Below are 18,788 nucleotides of genomic sequence, written 5' to 3' on the forward strand. Positions count from 1 at the left end.
CATGAAAGCCGGAATTATAGGCGCAGCCGGTTATGCTGGCGGAGAACTGGTGCGCCTGCTATTGCTGCACCCTTACGTTGAACTTGTTTTTGCACAAAGCAACAGCCAGGCAGAGCAGCCTATCACAAATACGCATACGGATCTGGTAGGTGAAACTACCTTAACGTTCAGTAGCGACATGACCGCAGAAGTGGATGTGCTGTTCTTATGTGCCGGACACGGCGCCGCCCGAAAGTTCCTGGAAACGACTTCAGTAGCAGCCACAACAAAGGTCATTGACCTGAGCCAGGATTTCCGTTGGAATGAGCAGACCTCAGAAAGTATAGTTACAACCGGAGAGAGAGCATTTGTGTACGGCTTACCGGAATTGCAACGCGAAGAAATTAAAAAAGCGCAGCACATTGCTAACCCGGGTTGTTTTGCTACGGCTATCCAATTGGCTTTATTACCGTTGGCACAGGAAAGTATACTTACCAGTGAAGTGCACGTTAGCGGCATAACAGGCAGCACCGGCGCAGGGCAGCAGCTCAGCGAAACCTCACATTTCAGCTGGCGCACCGAGAATATTTCGACTTACAAAGTGATGCAGCACCAGCACCTGCATGAGATCAACAGAAGTATAAAACAGCTACAGCCTAATCAGCAACCAGCCATACATTTTGTTCCGTACCGCGGGCCGTTTGCGCGTGGTATTTTTATAACTGCCTATACTTCTTCAGACCTTACATTGGCTCAGGCTACTGAATTGTATCAAAGCTATTATGCGCAGCATCCTTTTGTAATCATCAGCGCGCAAAACCCGGATCTGAAACAGGTGATCAACACAAACAAATGCATCCTTCATCTCCAGAAACACGGCGAGCAACTGGTGATTACAAGTATGATCGATAACCTGCTGAAAGGCGCATCCGGCCAAGCCGTCCAGAATATGAACCTGCTGTTCAGGTTAGATGAAACAACGGGCTTAAAATTAAAACCGAGCGCTTTTTAGAAGCTTCAGACTTTATACTTCAGATAACTATAATACAACATCTTAGCAATCAACAATATGTACGTCAAATACTTTATTTACTGTCTCACTTCATATATCTAATCCGAAAACTATGAACCTGTTTGATGTTTACCCGCTGTTCGATATAGAACCCGTAAAAGCTGAAGGTCTCTACCTTTGGGACAAAGAAGGCAAAAAGTACCTCGATCTGTATGGCGGTCACGCTGTCATTTCCATCGGCCACAGCCACCCGCATTATCTCAAGCGCATTGCGCGCCAACTCTATACCATCGGCTTTTACTCCAACGCTGTTCAGATGCCCTTACAGCAGGAACTGGCAGCTAAATTAGGCCAGCAGAGTGGCTACGATTCCTACCAGCTTTTCCTGTGCAACTCCGGCGCCGAAGCTAACGAGAACGCGTTCAAGATCGCTTCTTTTCATACAGGACGTAAGAAGATCATTTCATTTTCAGGTGCTTTCCATGGCCGCACATCTGCTGCGGTTGCCGCTACCGATGACGCTTCGATTTTAGCGCCGGTTAATGCAACTGAAAACATGGTTATACTTCCTTTTAACGATGAAGCTGCTTTTGCTGAGGCGTTAGCAAAGTATGGAGATGAGCTGGCTGCTGTGATTGTGGAAGGTATTCAGGGAGTAGCGGGTATACAATTGCCAGATGCTGCTTTTATGAAACAGGTAGCAGCGGGTTGCAAAAGAACAGGGGCTTTGCTGATTTTGGATGAGGTACAGTCAGGCTACGGGCGTACAGGTAAATTCTTTGCGCATCAGCATTTAAACATCAAACCGGACCTGATCACAGTTGCCAAAGGTATGGGCAATGGTTTTCCGGTAGCAGGTGTGCTCATCAGCCCTGAAATTGAAGCCAGACACGGCATGCTGGGCACTACATTTGGCGGCAATTACCTGGCGTGCGCTGCCAGCCTGGCGGTTCTGGAAGTAATGGAACAGCAAAATCTGGTACAGAACGCAGCTGAGATGGGAGCGTATCTTATAAAGGAAATCCAGCAGATAGAAGGTGTAAAAGAAGTGCGCGGCCTTGGTCTGATGATCGGAATAGAGCTGTATGAACCATGCGCGGCCATCCGTCAGAAATTACTGAAAGAGCACCGCATTTTCACAGGTTCATCCTCCAATAAAAATACGCTTCGGTTGCTACCAGCCCTTTGCCTCGCCAAAGAAGAAGCGGACAAATTCCTGAAAGCCTTTACATCCATCCTTACAACGGTTCCTGCCTGATGAAACACTTTACTTCCGTACACGATGTGCCCAACCTGGAAACACTTGTACAAGATGCGTTAGCGCTTAAAAAAGCTCCGTATCAGCATAAAACATTAGGTGAGAACAAAACGCTGGGCCTCATTTTTATGAACCCAAGTTTGCGCACACGCCTGAGTACACAAAAGGCCGCCATGAATCTGGGCATGCAGGTAATGGTCATGAACCTGGATAAAGAAGGCTGGGCAATCGAAACCAAAGATGGCGTAATCATGAACGGCACGACGGTGGAGCACATCAAAGATGCGGCCGGTGCCATGGGCCAGTATTGCGATATCATCGGGTTGCGCTCGTTCCCGAAACTGCAAAGCCGCGAAGAAGATTATGCTGAAGAAATGCTGACAATGTTCAAGCAATACGCCGGCGTGCCTATCCTAAGCCTTGAATCTGCTACGCGGCACCCTTTGCAGAGCCTCGCCGACCTGATGACGATCCGGGAAAATGCGCCGCAAAACAAACGTCCCAAAGTAGTTTTAACCTGGGCGCCGCATATAAAACCAATTCCGCAATGTGTAGCCAATTCGTTTGCAGAGTGGATGGGTAATACCGATGTGGAACTTGTGATCACGCACCCGGAAGGCTATGAACTAAGCGAGGAATTTACTGCTGGCGCAAGTATAGAATACAACCAGGACAAAGCGCTGGCGGATGCTGATTTTGTGTACGTTAAAAACTGGTCGTCTTACCAGGACTATGGCAAAGTGCTGAGTGCGGGTGAAAACTGGATGATCACGAATGAGAAAATGGCGCTCACCAACAACGGAAAAGTTATGCATTGCCTGCCTGTAAGAAGAGGATTGGAATTGAGCTACGAAGTGCTCGATGGTCCGGATTCGCTGGTGATGAACCAGGCCGAAAACCGCCTGTATGCCGCACAAGCCGTCCTGAAATCCATACTTTCTGATCTGTAACCTGGTTTGTGATGGAAAAATTATATGTTATCAAAGTAGGTGGGAATATACTGGATGATCCGGAGCAACTCTCAAATTTCTTAACTGCTTTTGCCAGTATTTCAGGCTCTAAAATACTGGTGCACGGTGGAGGCAAAATTGCGTCTGCTATCGGTCGAAAGCTAGGAATTGAGCCCGTATTGGTTGACGGCCGCCGCATTACAGATGCGGAAACACTGGAGCTTGTAACGATGGTGTACGGTGGCCTGATCAACAAAAACCTGGTGGCTACGCTTCAGAAAAACGGTTGCAACGCAATCGGTTTAACAGGTCCGGACGCGAACATTATTCCGGCTGTAAAACGACCTGTACAAAGTATAGATTACGGTTTTGCCGGCGACATCACAAATCCTGAAAGTATAAACAGCGATGTATTGGAGGTTTTGCTGGATGCCGGTTTAACGCCCGTTTTTGCACCGCTCACACACGATGGCAAGGGTACCATGCTGAACACAAATGCTGATACAATTGCTGCTGCACTGGCTACCGCTTTGGCCCAAAAGTATGAAGTAGAGCTGCTTTATCTTTTCGAGAAAAAAGGCGTGCTACGCGATGTGATAAACGAAGATTCTGTCATTCCGAACATCACCGAAACAAAGTATGAGCAGCTGAAAAATGAAGGAATAATTGCGGCCGGCATGCTACCAAAACTGGACAATGCGATGCTGGCGCTCAGGCAGGGCGTAAAACAGGTTCATATCTGCCACGCATCCGCAGTAGAAGCGCTTGCACAGGGCCATAAGTTTACCGGAACAACTTTATCTCTTTAGCTTAAAAATACAAGCATGTACCAGACCATCATCGAAACGGAAACGCTTTACAAACAAGCGGTTGCACTGCTACAGCAACTCATCGCCATTCCATCGTACAGCAAAGAAGAAGACGCAACTGCCACTGCCATTTATACTTTACTGGAGGCGCGTGGCGTAGCAGTTTACCGCCAGAAAAATAACGTTTGGGCACGTAACAAGCACTACAATGCAGCGCTGCCTACCTTGCTTTTAAACTCGCACCACGATACCGTAAAGCCAAATGCCAGTTATACCCGCAACCCTTTCGAGGCAAGTATAACGGACGGTAAATTATACGGTTTGGGAAGTACCGATGCCGGTGCCAGCCTGGTGTCTTTAATCGCTACTTTTTTATACTTCTACGAGTCTGAAGACCTGACTTATAACCTGATATTAGCAGCCACTGCCGAAGAAGAAATATCAGGTAAAAACGGCCTGGAACTGCTTTACCCGGAGCTGGGCCAAATTGACGTTGCGATTGTAGGCGAACCCACCGAAATGCACCTGGCCGTAGCCGAAAAAGGCCTGCTGGTGCTGGACTGTGTAGCCGAAGGCAAAGCAGGACACGCAGCCCGCGAGGAAGGTATCAACGCCATTTACAACGCCCTGGACGATATAAGCTGGTTCCGGAATTATACTTTCCCAATCCAATCCGAGCATCTCGGCCCGATAAAAATGAGCGTGACATTAGTGAATGCCGGTACGCAGCATAATGTGGTGCCGGATGTTTGCCAGTTTACTGTAGATGTACGCCTGACCGATGCTTACACCGCAGAAGAGGTGCTGGAGATCATCCGCAAAAATGTGAAAGCCACTGTTACGCCGCGCTCAACCCGCCTGAAGCCGTCTTCTATCCCGGAAACGCACCCGTTGGTACAAGCTGGTCTGGCGCTTGGCCGAAATACGTATGGCTCGCCTACCACTTCAGATCAGGCATTGCTGCCCATTCCCTCGCTTAAAATGGGACCGGGCTTTTCAGGTCGTTCGCACATGGCCGACGAATTTATATACCTTGTCGAGATCGAGGACGGAATCCGCCTGTACATCGAGTTATTGCAGCAGGTTATACTTCAGAAATAAACAGTCCATTTATACTTTAATTCCCCTTCACCAACCATGAAACTCTGGCAAAAAGACACAAACGTAGAAACAGAAATCGAGCAGTTTACTGTTGGCCGGGATCCGGAATTTGATTTACAACTGGCTGCCTTTGATGTGCTGGGCTCGCTGGCGCACACGCGTATGCTGGAAAGTATAAACCTGCTCACTGAGGAAGAACTGGCGCTGGTACAAACCGGATTAAAGTCGATCTATGCAAGTATAAATGCCGGTACGTTTGCCATTGAGCCGGGTGTGGAAGATGTGCATTCGCAGGTAGAGTTGGAGCTGACGCGCAAAGTAGGGGAGGCCGGCAAAAAGATTCACAGCGGACGCTCGCGCAACGACCAGGTTCTGCTGGACCTTAAATTATACTTCCGCGATGAGTTAAAGAACACCGTAGAGCAGGTACAAACGCTTTTCGTCTTACTGCAAGCACAAAGCGAAACGTATAAAAATGTGCTGTTGCCGGGCTATACGCACTTGCAGGTAGCTATGCCCTCGTCGTTTGGTTTGTGGTTTGGCGCTTACGCCGAAAGCCTGGTGGATGATATGGAAATGCTGCTGGCTGCCTACAAGATCGTCGATAAAAATCCGTTGGGTTCTGCTGCAGGCTATGGTTCTTCCTTCCCGCTGAACCGCCAACTTACCACCGATCTGCTGGGTTTTGAAAGTATGAATTACAACGTGGTGTATGCGCAGATGGGCCGCGGCAAATCAGAGAAAATTGTCAGTATGGCGCTTGCTTCGGTGGCGGCCACGCTGGCAAAAATGGCGATGGACCTGTGTTTGTATATGAGCCAGAATTTCGGTTTTGTGACGCTTCCTGCCAACTTAACAACGGGCTCCAGCATCATGCCACACAAAAAAAACCCGGATGTTTTTGAGCTGGTACGCGGAAAATGCAACAAACTGCAGGCCCTGCCCACTGAAGTTTCGATGTTGCTGATAAATTTGCCATCCGGTTACCACCGCGAGTTACAGCTATTAAAAGAATGCCTTTTCCCGGCTTTTGCGACGCTCTTGGATTGCCTCCAGATCATGGCCTTTATATTGCCGCAGTTGCAGGTAAAGCAGGATATTCTGAAAGACGAAAAGTATAAATACCTCTTTAGTGTGGATGCTGTAAATGCGCAGGTGCTGGCTGGTTTGCCGTTCCGGGATGCGTATAAAAAAGTAGGGGAAAGTATAGAAAACAACAGTTTCGAAGTGCCTGATGCCGTAACGCACACCCACGAAGGAAGTATAAATAACCTATGCACAGATCAAATCAAGGTACAAATGGACAAGGTGATCAGCCAGTTCAACTTTGAAAAAGTAACGAAGGCTTATGAAGCTTTACTGGCTTAATTCCAGTGGAACTGCTGTGGTTTTATCTTTTTAATCTTGCGGTTAGTTTGCAACAAGGTAACGATCAGCAAAGCAATAATTACAGCCAACCCAATAATCAGGTAAGACAATATCTGGAGCGTTTTAACCTGCTTTTCGGCGGAGGCATATAATACGTGCCCAACTTCGCCCTGCAGTTTGCTGAGCGCATGCAACGGCTTTAATAAATCTAAAAAAGCGGTCTGGCTAGTGCCGTTGTAGTCGGCCAGCGCCGCTTCTTTATTTCCGGCACTACTTTGTACAAGTATGGCTTTTTGTAAAGTTTCCAGTTTTGTTTTGGTCAAGAGCAGCTCATCCAGGTCAAGCTTTTCCTGAGCGGTCAGTTCGGTTGCTTTAAACTTAGTCAGAACAGAATCAATATCGCTTGCATTCTGCGCCATTCCGTTTTCAAATGCTTGCATCTCATCGGTTTCGGATGTCAGGATATGTTCTTCCAGTAAAAGGCGGTTTTGGTAAAACCGTTCCTGTATGGTAGCAATATCCAGGGCGGGCACCAGCCTGTCGTAATACACCGATTTAAACTGCGATCCCACCTGGTTTACAGTGTAACTCACAAACCAATAGGCCATTGTGATGAGTATAAAAGTAGCACCTAGTGCCAATGCGATTTTACTTCGTTGCTCAATCCTGAAACTCCAGCTCATAAACTCCCGCAATTGCTATTAAGCTCAATATAAGCAAAATTTTTAAAATTGTAAAGGCCTCGTATTGTGCACGTTCACTTCAGGCGTTGCAAATCGTATAACTTAAATAACCGGGCGCGTATAAAAGGGGCATTAATTGTTTTCAGAAGCTAATGCCATTTGCCCGTGATTCCGATTAAAATTCATACCCAACCCGACGATTCGACCTGCGGCCCTACCAGCCTGCACGCCGTGTACCGCTATTTCAACGACCCGATCTCGCTGGCAGAAGTGATCAAGGAAGTCCCGGCGCTGGATGAAGGCGGAACACTGGAGGTTTTACTGGCTTGCCATGCCCTGAAACGCGGTTACCGGGCCACCATCTATACGTACAACCTGCACATTTTCGACCCGACCTGGATCGGGCTCAGCAATGCCGCCATCATTGATAAACTGGAACAGCAGATTCTTTATAAAAAAGGCACCAAATTCCATCGGGCCACACATGCTTATATCGAGTTTCTGAGGTTAGGAGGCGAACTCCGCAGCCACGACCTGAACAACACCTTGCTGAGCCAGTATTTTGAGAAAGGCATTCCGTTACTGACAGGATTAAGCGCCACTTATTTATACTTAAGCGCACGCGAGTTTTCTGATGATGCCGGCAATTCGGTGTACGATGATGTGCGTGGGTATCCGATGGGGCACTTTGTGGTGCTCTGCGGTTTTGCCGGAGACGAAGACCGCATTGTGGTGGCAGATCCGTACCCGGAAAATCCATACTTCCAGAACAATTATTATGAAGTAACTTCTACCCGGCTGCTGAATGCCATCATGCTGGGCATGGCTACTTTTGATGCCAATCTGCTGGCCATAGAGCCGGCTCACCCTGAAATTCCCGAAGAATAGACCATGCGAAAGATAGTTGTTGTCGATCATCCCAAAGACTGGGGTGTTGCGATAGATGAGGTAGAAGTGGTGGATGCGCAAACGTATTTAACCGATACAAACTACACTGATATTAAAACAGCGCGCATATTTAACCTTTGCCGCTCGTACCGCTACCAAAGTGCGGGGTATTATGTATCGTTACTGGCCGAAGCGCGCGGCCACAAAGCCATACCCAGCGTTACCACCATGCAGGACCTGAAAAGCCCGACCATTGTGCGCGCCATTACTGTCGAGATCGAAGACCTGATCAAGAAAAGCCTGGCTACCATCAAGTCCAAAACATTTACGCTAAGCATTTACTTTGGGCAGAACGTGGCCAAGAAGTATGAAAAGCTGTGCAAGGCCCTGCACGATCATTTTCAGGCACCGTTGCTGCGGGCGCAGTTTGTGTTTAAAGAAGAATGGGTGCTGCAAAGTATATCGGCTGTGCCCGTAAACGAAGTACCCGATCATCATTACAAATACCTGAAGCGCTTTGCCAAAGCATACGTGGCACGGCACCGTTTTGCGGGCGCACGCATCACGCGCAAAGTATACGACCTGGCGATACTCGTTGACCCAAAAGAAAAAGCCCCGCCCTCAAACGAAAAAGCAATCCAGCTTTTTGTGGAGGCCGCCGAAAGTATGGGATTCTATACTGAGCTGATCACCAAAGACGATTACCGCCGTTTGCCTGAGTTTGATGCCCTTTTTATCCGGGAAACGACTTCTGTAAACCACCACACGTACCGTTTTGCGCGTAAGGCGTTTGCCGATGGTTTGGTAGTGATCGATGACCCGACTTCCATACTTCGGTGCACAAACAAAGTATACTTAGCCGAACTTTTGACCAAAGCTAAAGTGCCCGTTCCTAAAACGATGATCATCCACAAAGATAACCGGGAGCAGGTAGAGGCAGAGCTGGGTTTGCCCTGCGTGCTTAAAAAGCCGGACAGTTCGTTCTCGCAGGGAGTTGTAAAAGCAAAAGATAAAAAATCGCTGAAAAAAGTGCTGGATGAAATGCTTGCTGATTCGGAGTTGGTGATCGGGCAGGAGTATACGCCCACCGATTTTGACTGGCGCATCGGTATTTTGGATAAGCAGCCGCTTTTTGCCTGCAAATATTACATGGCAAAAGGCCACTGGCAGATCTATAACTGGAACGGCAAAAAGCAGGACGAAGAAGGCGAAGATGAGATTGTACCGTTCGAGCAGGTGCCGTTTCATGTGCTGCATACCGCTTTAAAAGCCGCCAACCTGATAGGCGACGGGCTTTACGGCGTAGACCTGAAAGAAATTAATGGCAAAGCCTATATCATCGAAGTGAACGATAACCCAAGTATAGATGCCGGTTGTGAAGACAAAATCCTGAAGAAAGACCTTTATACTTCCATTATCAAATCCATCAAGCGCCGCATCGAAACAAACAAAAACATCAGCACAAATGAATAAGCCGCACATAGAGCCGCTCCACCTTTTCGCAGGTTTTGGCGTGGAGATGGAATACATGATCGTGAACCGCGATACGCTGGAAGTGCTCCCCATTACTGATAAACTGATTTACGACGAGGTAGGTGCATACGTATCGGATGTGGAGTTTGGTGAAATTGCCTGGAGCAACGAACTGGTGCTGCACGTAGTGGAGTTAAAAACACAGGGACCAGTACCAAGTATAACTGGTTTGCACGCCAGGTTTCAGGAGCATGTAGTTAAAATAAATGGCATGCTGCAAAAGTATAACGCTATGCTTTTGCCCACCGGAGCGCACCCGTTCATGCACCCGGAAACCGATACCAGGCTCTGGCCACACGAGTATAACGCCGTGTACGAAGCTTACAACAAGATATTCGATTGCCGCGGACATGGTTGGGCAAACCTGCAAAGTACGCACCTTAACTTACCTTTTTACGATGATGAGGAGTTTGCAAAACTCCATGCCGCTATCCGGATGGTGTTGCCAATTATCCCGGCCATCAGTGCTTCATCGCCCATTTTGGATGGCAAAATAAGCGGCTACCAGGATATGCGTATAGAAGTTTACCGCCACAACCAGGAAAAAATACCGAGTATAGCAGGCAGTGTCATTCCGGAGGCAGTTTTTTCGAAGGCGGCTTACGAGCAGGAAATTCTGCAGCGCATGTATCAGGATATTGCACCTTTTGATGAGGCTGGCGACCTGCAGGAAGAATTTCTGAATTCAAGAGGAGCCATTGCCCGCTTCGAGCGCAACACCATCGAAATTCGCCTGATCGATATACAGGAAAGTCCACTGGCTGACCTTGCCGTGCTGAACGCCGTTGTAGCGGTTATAAAGGCTCTGGTAAGCGAGCGTTGGGTAAAGCTGGAGGAACTGAAGAAATGGGACGAGAAAACGCTGGCCGGTATACTGCTGGATGTAGTTAAAAACGGGCAGCAAACCATGCTGACCAACTATGATTACATGAAATGCTTTGGTTTTAACTGCATGGAGAATTGCACCGCCGGCGAAATCTGGAAACACCTGGTAGCAGAAACCCTTACATTGGAAGATGAACCGGAAATAGCCTTTGCACTGAATATCATACTTTCGAGGGGCAACTTAGCCAGGCGCATTTTGGAAGCAACCGGCGCAAATCCATCCCCTGAAAGTATAAATAAAGTATACCATCAAGTAGCCAACTGCCTGCACAAAGGCGGAGTTTTTATACCTGAGAAACCATGCTAAAATTACTGTTAACCTGCGAGCACGGCGGCAACCAGATCCCAAGTGAGTATGCGTCTTTATTCAGCGGTGAAGAACCAATCTTAGCCACTCATAAGGGTTATGACATTGGCGCTTTGGAACTCTTTAACAGGATGCAGGAGGTGGCCGATCACCACTATCATTCGGAAGTTTCGCGGCTTTTAGTAGAGCTGAACCGGTCCATTAACCATCATAATTTACTTTCCGGTTTCACGAAAGCACTTACGCCAAAAGAAAAGGAAAAACTGCTGGATACTTACTATTTTCCGTACAGGCATAAGGTCGAAAAAAAGGTAGACAAACTGGCAAGCGCCGGCCGTAAAGTGTTGCACATCGCTGTGCATACGTTTACACCCGTTCTGGATGGCGAAGAACGGCAGACGGATATTGGTTTGCTTTATGACCCCAAACGAAAGCAGGAACAGGAAATCTGCAAAGTATGGCGCAGCAAAATGCTGGAGAAAGACAGTAACTTGCAGGTGCGTTTTAATTACCCATACTTAGGCGTGGCGGATGGGTTGCCCACAGCCTTGCGCCGGCAGTTCGGGGAGGATGAGTACTTGGGCATCGAATTGGAAGTAAACCAGAAATTTGCCCTCGGCGACCAGCAGGTATGGCAACAACTACAGGAAACGATTACATCAGCCTTACGAGAAGTTTTAAAACCACTGCGCGTAGATAATGAGTACAGTGAATTGTTTTAAATACATTTTTATAACAAAACATTACAAAAACGAGTAATGTACAAATATTAGATATTGTAAGTATAGCACTGTTCGATATGTGCTGATTACGCTTAACATCTGAAACCCATTATTATTTACTTATACTTATACTAAAACTATGAAGATCAAAGGTTTACTTAAATTCGTGATGTTACTGGTGATCGGCCAGGTAATGTTTGCCTGTAATTCGGCTAAATATTATGAGTTTGCTGCAAACAAGCCTGAAGCTTATAACAAAGTAGCTCAGAAGCCTGCACCGGTAGCAGAAGCCACTCCAACGATGACGGAAGTTGCCTTAGCAGCTGCAGATGAGAAAGCTGCTGCTGAAGAAGCTGCTCCGGCTTTGGAAGCCAGCACTAAGCCAGCACCGGCTGTAAAAGCTGTTAAGCCGCTTGTTGTGCCAACTGCAGAGGCTGCTCCTGCAAAAGCCACTGTAACCGAAGCCGAAGCAATGGCCATGGTAAAAGAGAAAATGGCTACCATGACCAAATTCGAAAAGAAGGCCATGAAGAAGGAAATGAAAGAGGCACTTCGCCAGAGCGGTAGCGCTACTAATGTAGTGGAAATCATCCTGGCCATTTTACTGCCGCCTTTGGCTGTATTCCTGCACGATGGCATCGGCACTTCGTTCTGGATCAATATCATCCTGACGCTGTTATTCTTCCTGCCAGGTATTATACATGCCTTACTGGTTGTAACAGATACGATCTAAAAATCATTCTCATAAATAAAAAAAGCACCGCTACAAACGGTGCTTTTTTTATTTAATACTATGTTATACTTCTGAATTTTCTGTTCGTATCTTTCGTATACAGACGTATTAGCACCCAAATAACCCTTATTTATAAAGCTGAAAACCAAAATGGAGTATAAGGATTATTACAAGATTTTAGGAGTAGATAAAAAAGCGTCGCAAGCCGATATAAAGAAAGCATACCGCAACTTTGCGAAAAAGTATCATCCCGATAAAAACAAAGACGATAAAACTGCCGAAGAAAAATTCAAGAATATAAGTGAAGCCTACGAGGTACTGGGCAACGACGAAAAAAGGGCGCAATACGACCAACTAGGCTCTAATTGGCGGCAATACCAGCAAACCGGCGGCCCCGGGTACGGCAGCAGGCAGTATCGACAGGAAGGCGGCTTCGGTGGCGGGTTTAACGGTGGAGGTGGCTTTTCTGATTTTTTTGAGCAATTTTTTAGTGGCAGCGGTGGTGCAGGCGGTTTTGGGAACACAGGTGGTGAAAGTTACGCTCCGAAAGGGCAGGATTACGAAACGCACATCAATTTAACGTTACAGGAAGCTTACCTGGGTGCCACCAGGCTGATAGAAGTGAATGGCCAGCAGCTGCGCATCACAACAAAACCGGGCGTTTCTGATGGCCAGGTGCTGCGCATAAAAGGCAAGGGCGGCCCGGCGATGGGGGGCAGAGGAGTGGCCGGCGACCTTTTTGTAAATATCACCATAGCCCCGCATCCGGTACTGGAGCGAAAGGGAAACGACCTGTACATCACCTCTAAAATTGATATGTACACAGCCATCTTGGGCGGAGAAGCGCATGTAAACACACTCGATGGCCAGTTAAAACTTAAAATCCCGGGAGGTACGCAGCCCGGCAAAACATTGCGTTTGCGCGGCAAAGGGATGCCCGTTTATGGCAGCGCAGGGCAGTTCGGAGATTTGTATGTACAGATAGAGGTAAGTCTGCCAACCATTGTATCGCAGCAGGAAGCAGATTTACTGCTAAAACTCCGGGATCTGCAAAAACATACTGCCAGCTAATGGTACTGTTAAACACTTTAAATTGGAAGCGCTATGCTGATGACCTTAGAGTATACCAGATCACAGAATACAATCGACCAGTTTGTAGACAGTGTTGCAGAGAAAAACCTGACCTATTACGCCAGTGATCTGTTAACGGCTGATGCCTGTAAAAGTATGGCTGAACTTGGCAAAGCTATCCGGAAGGCAACCCGCGTTTGCAAAAAGCTTGACCTGCCTTTAAAAGAAAATTTCAAGCTTGTTTTCCGGGCACAGGGTTCGGAAGTCGTACAGGACTGGAAACTTTCACCGATGGCCTACATGCTGTTAATTCTCAACACCGATTCTAAAAACGAGGTTGTCGCGCAACTGCAGGTAGAAATGGTGAAACGGCTACTTCACCAGGAAGACAAGACACATGCCTGAGAAGGTCCGTTAAAAACAAACAGGCCAGTTAAAACGCTCGCAAACAGCTTTCATCTGGTCTGGTATGGCTGCTTTTATTTTAACAGGCTGTAACGTATACGGATGCTCAAAACCAAGCTCAGCCGAATGCAGCAGCATAGTGGGGGAGTCCAGTTCTTCCAGAAACATCTTGTTATGGCGCCAGTCGCCGTGCTTTTTATCCCCGATAATGTAATGCCGGATGTGCGCAAAATGTTTCCGGATCTGGTGCATGCGCCCGGTTTCAGGGTATACTTCTACTAAACTGTAACGTGCCGTTTGGTAGCGCCCAACCGGGATCGGCAGCTCTATAATAGCAAGCTGTTTATACTTTGTAAGGGCTTCCTGTGCTTCTTTATGGGCATGGTCTTTATCCGGCCTGATCGGGCTATCAATAATACCAGAAGCCGGAGTGTAACCCCGCACAATGGCTAGGTATACTTTATGTACCTGTTTGCTTTCGAACTGTGTGCTTAGCAACGCTAATGCTTCAGGATCTTTGGCAAACAATAATATACCGGAAGTGCCCCTGTCCAAACGGTGAACGGGGTATACGCGCTGCCCGAGCTGGTCGCGGAGCAGTTGCAGGGCAAATGCCTTTTTTTCTTCTGCAATGCGGGTACGGTGTACCAGTAATCCATTTGGTTTATGGATGGCTACATAATGTTGATCTTCAAAAAGTATATCCAGCACGAAGTATAAAAGTATGGTTTGTTAAAGTTGCAAAGATACACCAGGAAAGTATAGCGGGTATACGCATATTTGGTGGCGCTGCCTGCTTTCTGTAACTTGTAAAAAAAATTAGAGAAGCCTATGGCGATGTCGATTGATAACCTGCGGAAAGGGAAGAAGTACAGGCTTTTTAATTACGGCGAAGTGTTTGATTTTCAGGTGATGGATATGCCCGAAGAAGGAGATTATAAGCTAAAAGACCTGCACACCCTCGAAAAGTATACATTGCAGGAAATAATAAAGTATGGAAAAGGCAAAGACTTTGATCTGCAGGAGTTAAGTTAACTGTTCATATTTTAGTTCAGGAGCGGGAAACTTTCCCTTTCAGTTCCCAATGGCTTTTGAGGAGTTCGTTGCTGTTTGGCTTTCTTATGATCCTGCGTACATAGCGCTCGCCGTTTATGGCTCCATCGGGCTGGCGTTTGCCTATAAAAAGTGTTTCGGGCTCCCCAAATTCGTTTGTGACAAACGTAACATCCTTCCCCAGTAACTTTTCATCCAGACGGGCGTTTGGAGCAAATATTTTCTGCAGATGAAGTTCGATTTTTTTATTTAGAGCCATAATAGAGCTTTAATGTTATTCTGCAGATTTATGCAGCAATACGTCATCTTTTTCAAATGGTGCTTCTACAGTACTGTATAACCAGGCCATAGCCACTGCTTTGTTAGAGAAAACTTTAAACTTTGCTGAATCAGTAAAAACACCAAGTGTATGGTCAGCGATCTTGTAAGAAACCATTTCCTGAAAAATATCCAGAGGTACGATGCGGGCATACTTTTCAATCACCATATCTTTCATCGCACCTGCATTTTCTATAACTGAACGCTGCGTTCCCATATCCATCTGTACGCCTATAGAATTATCAGCCAGCACATACTTTGCTTTATACTTTGCAATAAGGGAAACGCTTAACTTAAAACATTCCAGCAAATAATCCATTGGCGGATGCGCAAGCCATTTAAACTCTATTGTACGTGTCTCAGTATCAAAAACGATTTGGCTAAACTGATCTTTATGTAACTGCATGGCGCTTATTATCGACTATATGATAAGTAGGAACTGGCTTCTACTGTTTTTTTATAATTAAGTATACAAAATTATTCATTCTTCTGCATAAGTTTCCATGAACAGAAAAAGTGAAAAAGTGGTTCGTTTGTCTGTTTTGAACATTAAATCGGTTTTTGAGCTCATGTATTAGTCAATAACCTACAGGAGTAGTAAATTTGGAGGATGCCTGTATACAGGGCAGGCATCTAATTTTACAGCGCACAAAACAAGTATGGTGATCAGAGTATTTAAGAAACAACGGGAAAGTGTGCGCTTGCAAATGCTTGTTGTATTGGTAGGCATAGTCTTGCTGGCCGGCAAATTCATCGCTTTTTTCCTGACCGGTTCCAATGCCATTTTAACAGATGCTCTGGAGTCGATTATCAATGTAGCTGCCGGTGCTTTTTCATTATACAGCCTTATTCTTTCAGCACGACCGCGCGATGCCAACCACCCGTACGGCCACGGTAAAATAGAATTTATAGCAGCCACTTTTGAAGGTGCCCTGATTGTGGTTGCCGGAAGTATAATTCTGATGAAATCGGTCTACAATTTATTTGAGCCGGTAGCCTTACAACAACTCGACCTGGGTATACTACTGATAGCCATAGCGGGTGTCATAAATTATATAGTAGGCCTGATAACTGAAAAGGAAGGTAAAAAAAGCAATTCGCTGGTGTTGATGGCGGGCGGAAAACACCTTAAATCTGATGCTTATTCTACAGCCGGGATCGTAGCTGGCCTGGGCCTTATTTACTTAACCGGCCTGGTTTGGCTGGATAGTGTGGTTGCGATGCTGTTCGGAAGCCTGATTGCCTACACAGGGTATAAAATACTGCGAGCTTCGGTGGCAGGGATTATGGATGAAGCTGATTATGAATTACTAAAACGTATCGTAACTGTACTTAACCGGCACCGCCGCCCCAACTGGATTGATATCCATAACCTGCGGGTTATAAAGTATGGTACTACGCTGCACATCGATTGCCATTTAACAGTGCCCTGGTATTTAAACGTGCAGGAAGCGCACGACGAAGTTGAAGCAGTGGGCAACCTGGTGCGCGAAAAGATCGACCCAGGCATCGAGTTATTTGTACATACCGATCCATGCGTTCCGCAGTCCTGCGCTATTTGCACCAAAGCGGATTGCAATGTTCGGCAGCATCCATTTACCCAACGCATTGAATGGGATTTTGATAAAGTTATATCTGACCAGAAACATAGTTTAGAGTAAGCTGTTAGTCCTATATGCAGAGCTCGTCTACCAGACAGGAGCTGCCGGAAAGTACGCTTCCAAATCCGTAGCACGTTTTATTCCGTACTAAATAGCAACCCCTTACTAATTGCTTATGCTTCGCCAATCTATACTTTTTATTATTCTCTTACTCATCATCGTATCCTGCTACGAACCCAGCGCTTATACAAACACGGCGGCGTTAGCGCAGCCAGAAGGGCAGGAGCAAGCCCTGGATACGATGGGAATGCAAAAAGCTATATTTGCCGGAGGTTGTTTCTGGTGCACTGAAGCCTATTTTGAGCGCGTAAACGGTGTAAAAGCAGTCGTTTCGGGCTATGCAGGTGGCACAAAAAGAAACCCCACTTATGAGCAGGTGAGTGCAGGCTTAACAGATTATGCAGAAGCAGTGCAAGTATATTATGACTCTACACAAGTAAAGTATAACACCTTGCTCGAAGTATTTTTTGCCACTCATGATCCCACCACACTGAACTGGCAGGGACCTGATGTCGGAAAACAATACCGTTCTATCGTATTTTACAAAACTCCCAAAGAAAAAACGCAGATCGAACACTATATAGGACAGTTAAACGAAGCTGGTACTTTTCCCAACAAAGTTGTTACGACCGTAGAGCCCTTCAAAAAATTCTGGGTGGCTGAAGGTTATCATCAGGATTATTACCGACTTAACCCGGACGACATGTACGTAGTATCGGTGGCGATGCCAAAGGTTAAGAAATTCGAGAAAAACTTCCAGCATTTATTAAAGCCGGCATACAAAGCCAGGTAATCTGTAAATCCAATTTATCCTTTACTGCAATTAAGCGTACTATAGTTTTTCAGATGTTCTACTAAACACAAAAACTATGGATTTTATTATTGACTTACTTGTAAGTGCAGGTGTTATCCTGTTGCTTAGTTATATTTTGCCAACCGTTCACGTTAAAAGCTTCTGGACTGCATTATGGGTTGCTTTTTTAATTGGCTTACTTAATGCAACCATTGGCTGGATATTGGGTGGTATACTTAATCTGGTTTCCTTTTTCCTGCTCGAAACTATTATTAGTCTTATCGTAACAGCTTTAATGATAAAACTGGTTGATATGATGGTCAGTAATTTTAAAGTGGATGGTTTTTTACCGGCTATCATTATTGCCGTAGCTACTGCACTTGCCATTGCAGCAGTTGGCTGGGCAAGAGGTGATCATGAAAATGAAGAATATGCTTTACAGCAAACCATTACTACAGAACAGTTATTAGCTGTAGCCAAGTAAAAAAAATCCCTGTCAGGAAATTAAACCTGACAGGGATTTTTTTTGATTTAAGTGGGAGAGGGCACCTCCAAAAAATAACAGAGCCTCTTTTATTTCACAGCTTCCAGACCAGCCTGTGCTACGGTGTGATCATTTTCTACGGTGCTGCCTGAAACGCCGATTGCCCCGATGATTTCACCATTCGTATTTTTAATCGGGATGCCGCCCGGAAAAGTAATTAAGCCGCCATTGGAGTGCTCGATGTTATAAAGCGAGCCGCCTGGCTGCGAAGCCTGACCAAGATCACCCGTTGGCATATCAAAAAAACGAGCCGTTCGCGCTTTACGGATCGCAATATCAACCGAGCCCAGCCAGGCATTATCCATCCTGGCAAATGCTACCAGGTTAGCGCCGGCATCTACTACGGCAATATTCATTTTAACCTGTACTTCTTCAGATTTTTTCTTTGCGGCTGCAATAGCTGCTTCTGCTTGTTCTAATGTAATTCCCATCGTATAAAGTTTGTTTGTACAGTTGTTTATACTTTGATTCTCATGCATTAGATATGTAATATGTGATTTGATCGTATATTTAAAACATAAACTTATACTTAACATAAAGTATATTATAAGTGACAATTAAAAAAGATGTTTTACATCGTATATTTTAAGTCTTATAATTTATATTATGTTAAGCAATAGATGTAAATACAAGCTGCATATAGTTTCATCGCTTAATATGATAGCTTATACTTTTAATAAGTTAATGCCCCTACGCTGCCAATTTGCTAAAAATA

22 protein-coding genes are annotated in these 18,788 nt (G+C 46.0%); 17 read left to right on the forward strand and 5 right to left on the reverse strand.

Annotated features, from left to right (window positions below):
* The first annotated feature begins 1 nt into the window (after position 1).
* The 6 genes from argC to argH all read left to right on the forward strand — a co-directional run bounded on the left by argC (position 2) and on the right by argH (position 6,477).
* The gene (argC, locus tag DP923_RS08135) at positions 2-991 is read left to right on the forward strand and encodes an N-acetyl-gamma-glutamyl-phosphate reductase (protein WP_239020970.1); all 990 of its coding nucleotides are present in this window, start codon (positions 2-4) and stop codon (positions 989-991) included.
* 112 nt (positions 992-1,103) lie between these two features.
* The gene (locus tag DP923_RS08140) at positions 1,104-2,249 is read left to right on the forward strand and encodes an aspartate aminotransferase family protein (RefSeq protein ID WP_112305336.1); all 1,146 of its coding nucleotides are present in this window, start codon (positions 1,104-1,106) and stop codon (positions 2,247-2,249) included.
* The gene (locus tag DP923_RS08145; RefSeq protein ID WP_112305337.1) at positions 2,249-3,199 is read left to right on the forward strand and encodes a Rossmann-fold NAD(P)-binding domain-containing protein; all 951 of its coding nucleotides are present in this window, start codon (positions 2,249-2,251) and stop codon (positions 3,197-3,199) included. The genes DP923_RS08140 and DP923_RS08145 overlap by 1 nt, the downstream gene beginning before the upstream one ends.
* 11 nt (positions 3,200-3,210) lie before the next feature.
* Positions 3,211-4,008: an acetylglutamate kinase gene (gene argB / locus DP923_RS08150; RefSeq protein WP_112305338.1), complete on the forward strand. Its 798-nt coding sequence runs from the start codon at positions 3,211-3,213 to the stop codon at positions 4,006-4,008.
* A 15-nt stretch (positions 4,009-4,023) separates the two neighbouring features.
* On the forward strand, positions 4,024-5,109 hold the full coding sequence (locus DP923_RS08155) for a M20 family metallo-hydrolase (RefSeq protein ID WP_112305339.1): 1,086 nt from the start codon (positions 4,024-4,026) through the stop codon (positions 5,107-5,109).
* A gap of 36 nt (positions 5,110-5,145) precedes the next feature.
* Entirely contained in the window at positions 5,146-6,477 is a 1,332-nt protein-coding gene (argH, locus tag DP923_RS08160) for an argininosuccinate lyase (RefSeq protein WP_112305340.1), read from the forward strand.
* On the opposite strand, the gene DP923_RS08165 is transcribed toward argH, so the two are convergent.
* Positions 6,474-7,160, reverse strand: coding sequence for an MCP four helix bundle domain-containing protein (locus DP923_RS08165; protein ID WP_112305341.1), 687 nt, complete (start codon positions 7,158-7,160; stop codon positions 6,474-6,476). The genes argH and DP923_RS08165 overlap by 4 nt on opposite strands.
* Positions 7,161-7,325: 165 nt before the next feature.
* On the opposite strand from DP923_RS08165, the gene DP923_RS08170 reads away from it, so the two are divergent.
* From DP923_RS08170 to DP923_RS08200, 7 genes are all read left to right on the forward strand, one after another.
* Complete coding sequence (locus DP923_RS08170; RefSeq protein WP_112305628.1) at positions 7,326-8,048, forward strand: C39 family peptidase; 723 nt, start codon at positions 7,326-7,328, stop codon at positions 8,046-8,048.
* Between the two features lie 3 nt (positions 8,049-8,051).
* Complete coding sequence (locus DP923_RS08175) at positions 8,052-9,521, forward strand: RimK family protein (RefSeq protein ID WP_112305342.1); 1,470 nt, start codon at positions 8,052-8,054, stop codon at positions 9,519-9,521.
* Positions 9,514-10,773 (forward strand): carboxylate-amine ligase, encoded by a 1,260-nt coding sequence (locus tag DP923_RS08180; protein WP_112305343.1) that lies wholly within the window; start codon positions 9,514-9,516, stop codon positions 10,771-10,773. The genes DP923_RS08175 and DP923_RS08180 overlap by 8 nt, the downstream gene beginning before the upstream one ends.
* Positions 10,767-11,495, forward strand: coding sequence for an N-formylglutamate amidohydrolase (locus tag DP923_RS08185; RefSeq protein ID WP_112305344.1), 729 nt, complete (start codon positions 10,767-10,769; stop codon positions 11,493-11,495). The genes DP923_RS08180 and DP923_RS08185 overlap by 7 nt, the downstream gene beginning before the upstream one ends.
* Positions 11,496-11,634: 139 nt before the next feature.
* On the forward strand, positions 11,635-12,228 hold the full coding sequence (locus DP923_RS16820; protein ID WP_239020971.1) for a YqaE/Pmp3 family membrane protein: 594 nt from the start codon (positions 11,635-11,637) through the stop codon (positions 12,226-12,228).
* 150 nt (positions 12,229-12,378) lie between these two features.
* A complete protein-coding gene (locus tag DP923_RS08195) occupies positions 12,379-13,299 on the forward strand; it encodes a DnaJ C-terminal domain-containing protein (RefSeq protein ID WP_112305345.1) in 921 nt (306 codons plus the stop codon).
* A gap of 33 nt (positions 13,300-13,332) precedes the next feature.
* Entirely contained in the window at positions 13,333-13,704 is a 372-nt protein-coding gene (locus DP923_RS08200; RefSeq protein WP_239020972.1) for a hypothetical protein, read from the forward strand.
* 9 nt (positions 13,705-13,713) lie between these two features.
* On the opposite strand, the gene DP923_RS08205 is transcribed toward DP923_RS08200, so the two are convergent.
* Positions 13,714-14,415, reverse strand: a complete 702-nt coding sequence (locus DP923_RS08205) for a pseudouridine synthase (RefSeq protein ID WP_112305346.1) — start codon at positions 14,413-14,415, stop codon at positions 13,714-13,716.
* A 120-nt stretch (positions 14,416-14,535) separates the two neighbouring features.
* Here DP923_RS08205 and DP923_RS08210 point away from each other — a divergent pair, with 120 nt between their 5' ends.
* Positions 14,536-14,739, forward strand: coding sequence for a hypothetical protein (locus tag DP923_RS08210; protein WP_112305347.1), 204 nt, complete (start codon positions 14,536-14,538; stop codon positions 14,737-14,739).
* A 16-nt stretch (positions 14,740-14,755) separates the two neighbouring features.
* On the opposite strand, the gene DP923_RS08215 is transcribed toward DP923_RS08210, so the two are convergent.
* Both DP923_RS08215 and DP923_RS08220 read right to left on the reverse strand, forming a co-directional pair.
* Positions 14,756-15,016, reverse strand: a complete 261-nt coding sequence (locus tag DP923_RS08215) for a hypothetical protein (protein WP_112305348.1) — start codon at positions 15,014-15,016, stop codon at positions 14,756-14,758.
* A 15-nt stretch (positions 15,017-15,031) separates the two neighbouring features.
* Positions 15,032-15,481, reverse strand: a complete 450-nt coding sequence (locus DP923_RS08220; RefSeq protein WP_125047682.1) for a hypothetical protein — start codon at positions 15,479-15,481, stop codon at positions 15,032-15,034.
* A gap of 253 nt (positions 15,482-15,734) precedes the next feature.
* Here DP923_RS08220 and DP923_RS08225 point away from each other — a divergent pair, with 253 nt between their 5' ends.
* From DP923_RS08225 to DP923_RS08235, 3 genes are all read left to right on the forward strand, one after another.
* Positions 15,735-16,736 (forward strand): cation diffusion facilitator family transporter, encoded by a 1,002-nt coding sequence (locus DP923_RS08225; RefSeq protein WP_112305350.1) that lies wholly within the window; start codon positions 15,735-15,737, stop codon positions 16,734-16,736.
* A 115-nt stretch (positions 16,737-16,851) separates the two neighbouring features.
* Positions 16,852-17,529 carry a peptide-methionine (S)-S-oxide reductase MsrA gene (gene msrA / locus DP923_RS08230; protein ID WP_112305351.1) on the forward strand — a complete coding sequence of 226 codons (678 nt, stop codon included), beginning with the start codon at positions 16,852-16,854 and terminating at the stop codon, positions 17,527-17,529.
* Between the two features lie 76 nt (positions 17,530-17,605).
* Complete coding sequence (locus tag DP923_RS08235) at positions 17,606-18,013, forward strand: phage holin family protein (RefSeq protein ID WP_112305352.1); 408 nt, start codon at positions 17,606-17,608, stop codon at positions 18,011-18,013.
* A gap of 89 nt (positions 18,014-18,102) precedes the next feature.
* Here DP923_RS08235 and DP923_RS08240 read toward each other — a convergent pair whose 3' ends face one another.
* A complete protein-coding gene (locus tag DP923_RS08240; RefSeq protein WP_112305631.1) occupies positions 18,103-18,504 on the reverse strand; it encodes a GlcG/HbpS family heme-binding protein in 402 nt (133 codons plus the stop codon).
* Between the last annotated feature and the right edge of the window lie 284 nt (positions 18,505-18,788).

The organism is Pontibacter arcticus, assembly GCF_003284895.1.
Lineage (GTDB): Bacteria > Bacteroidota > Bacteroidia > Cytophagales > Hymenobacteraceae > Pontibacter > Pontibacter arcticus.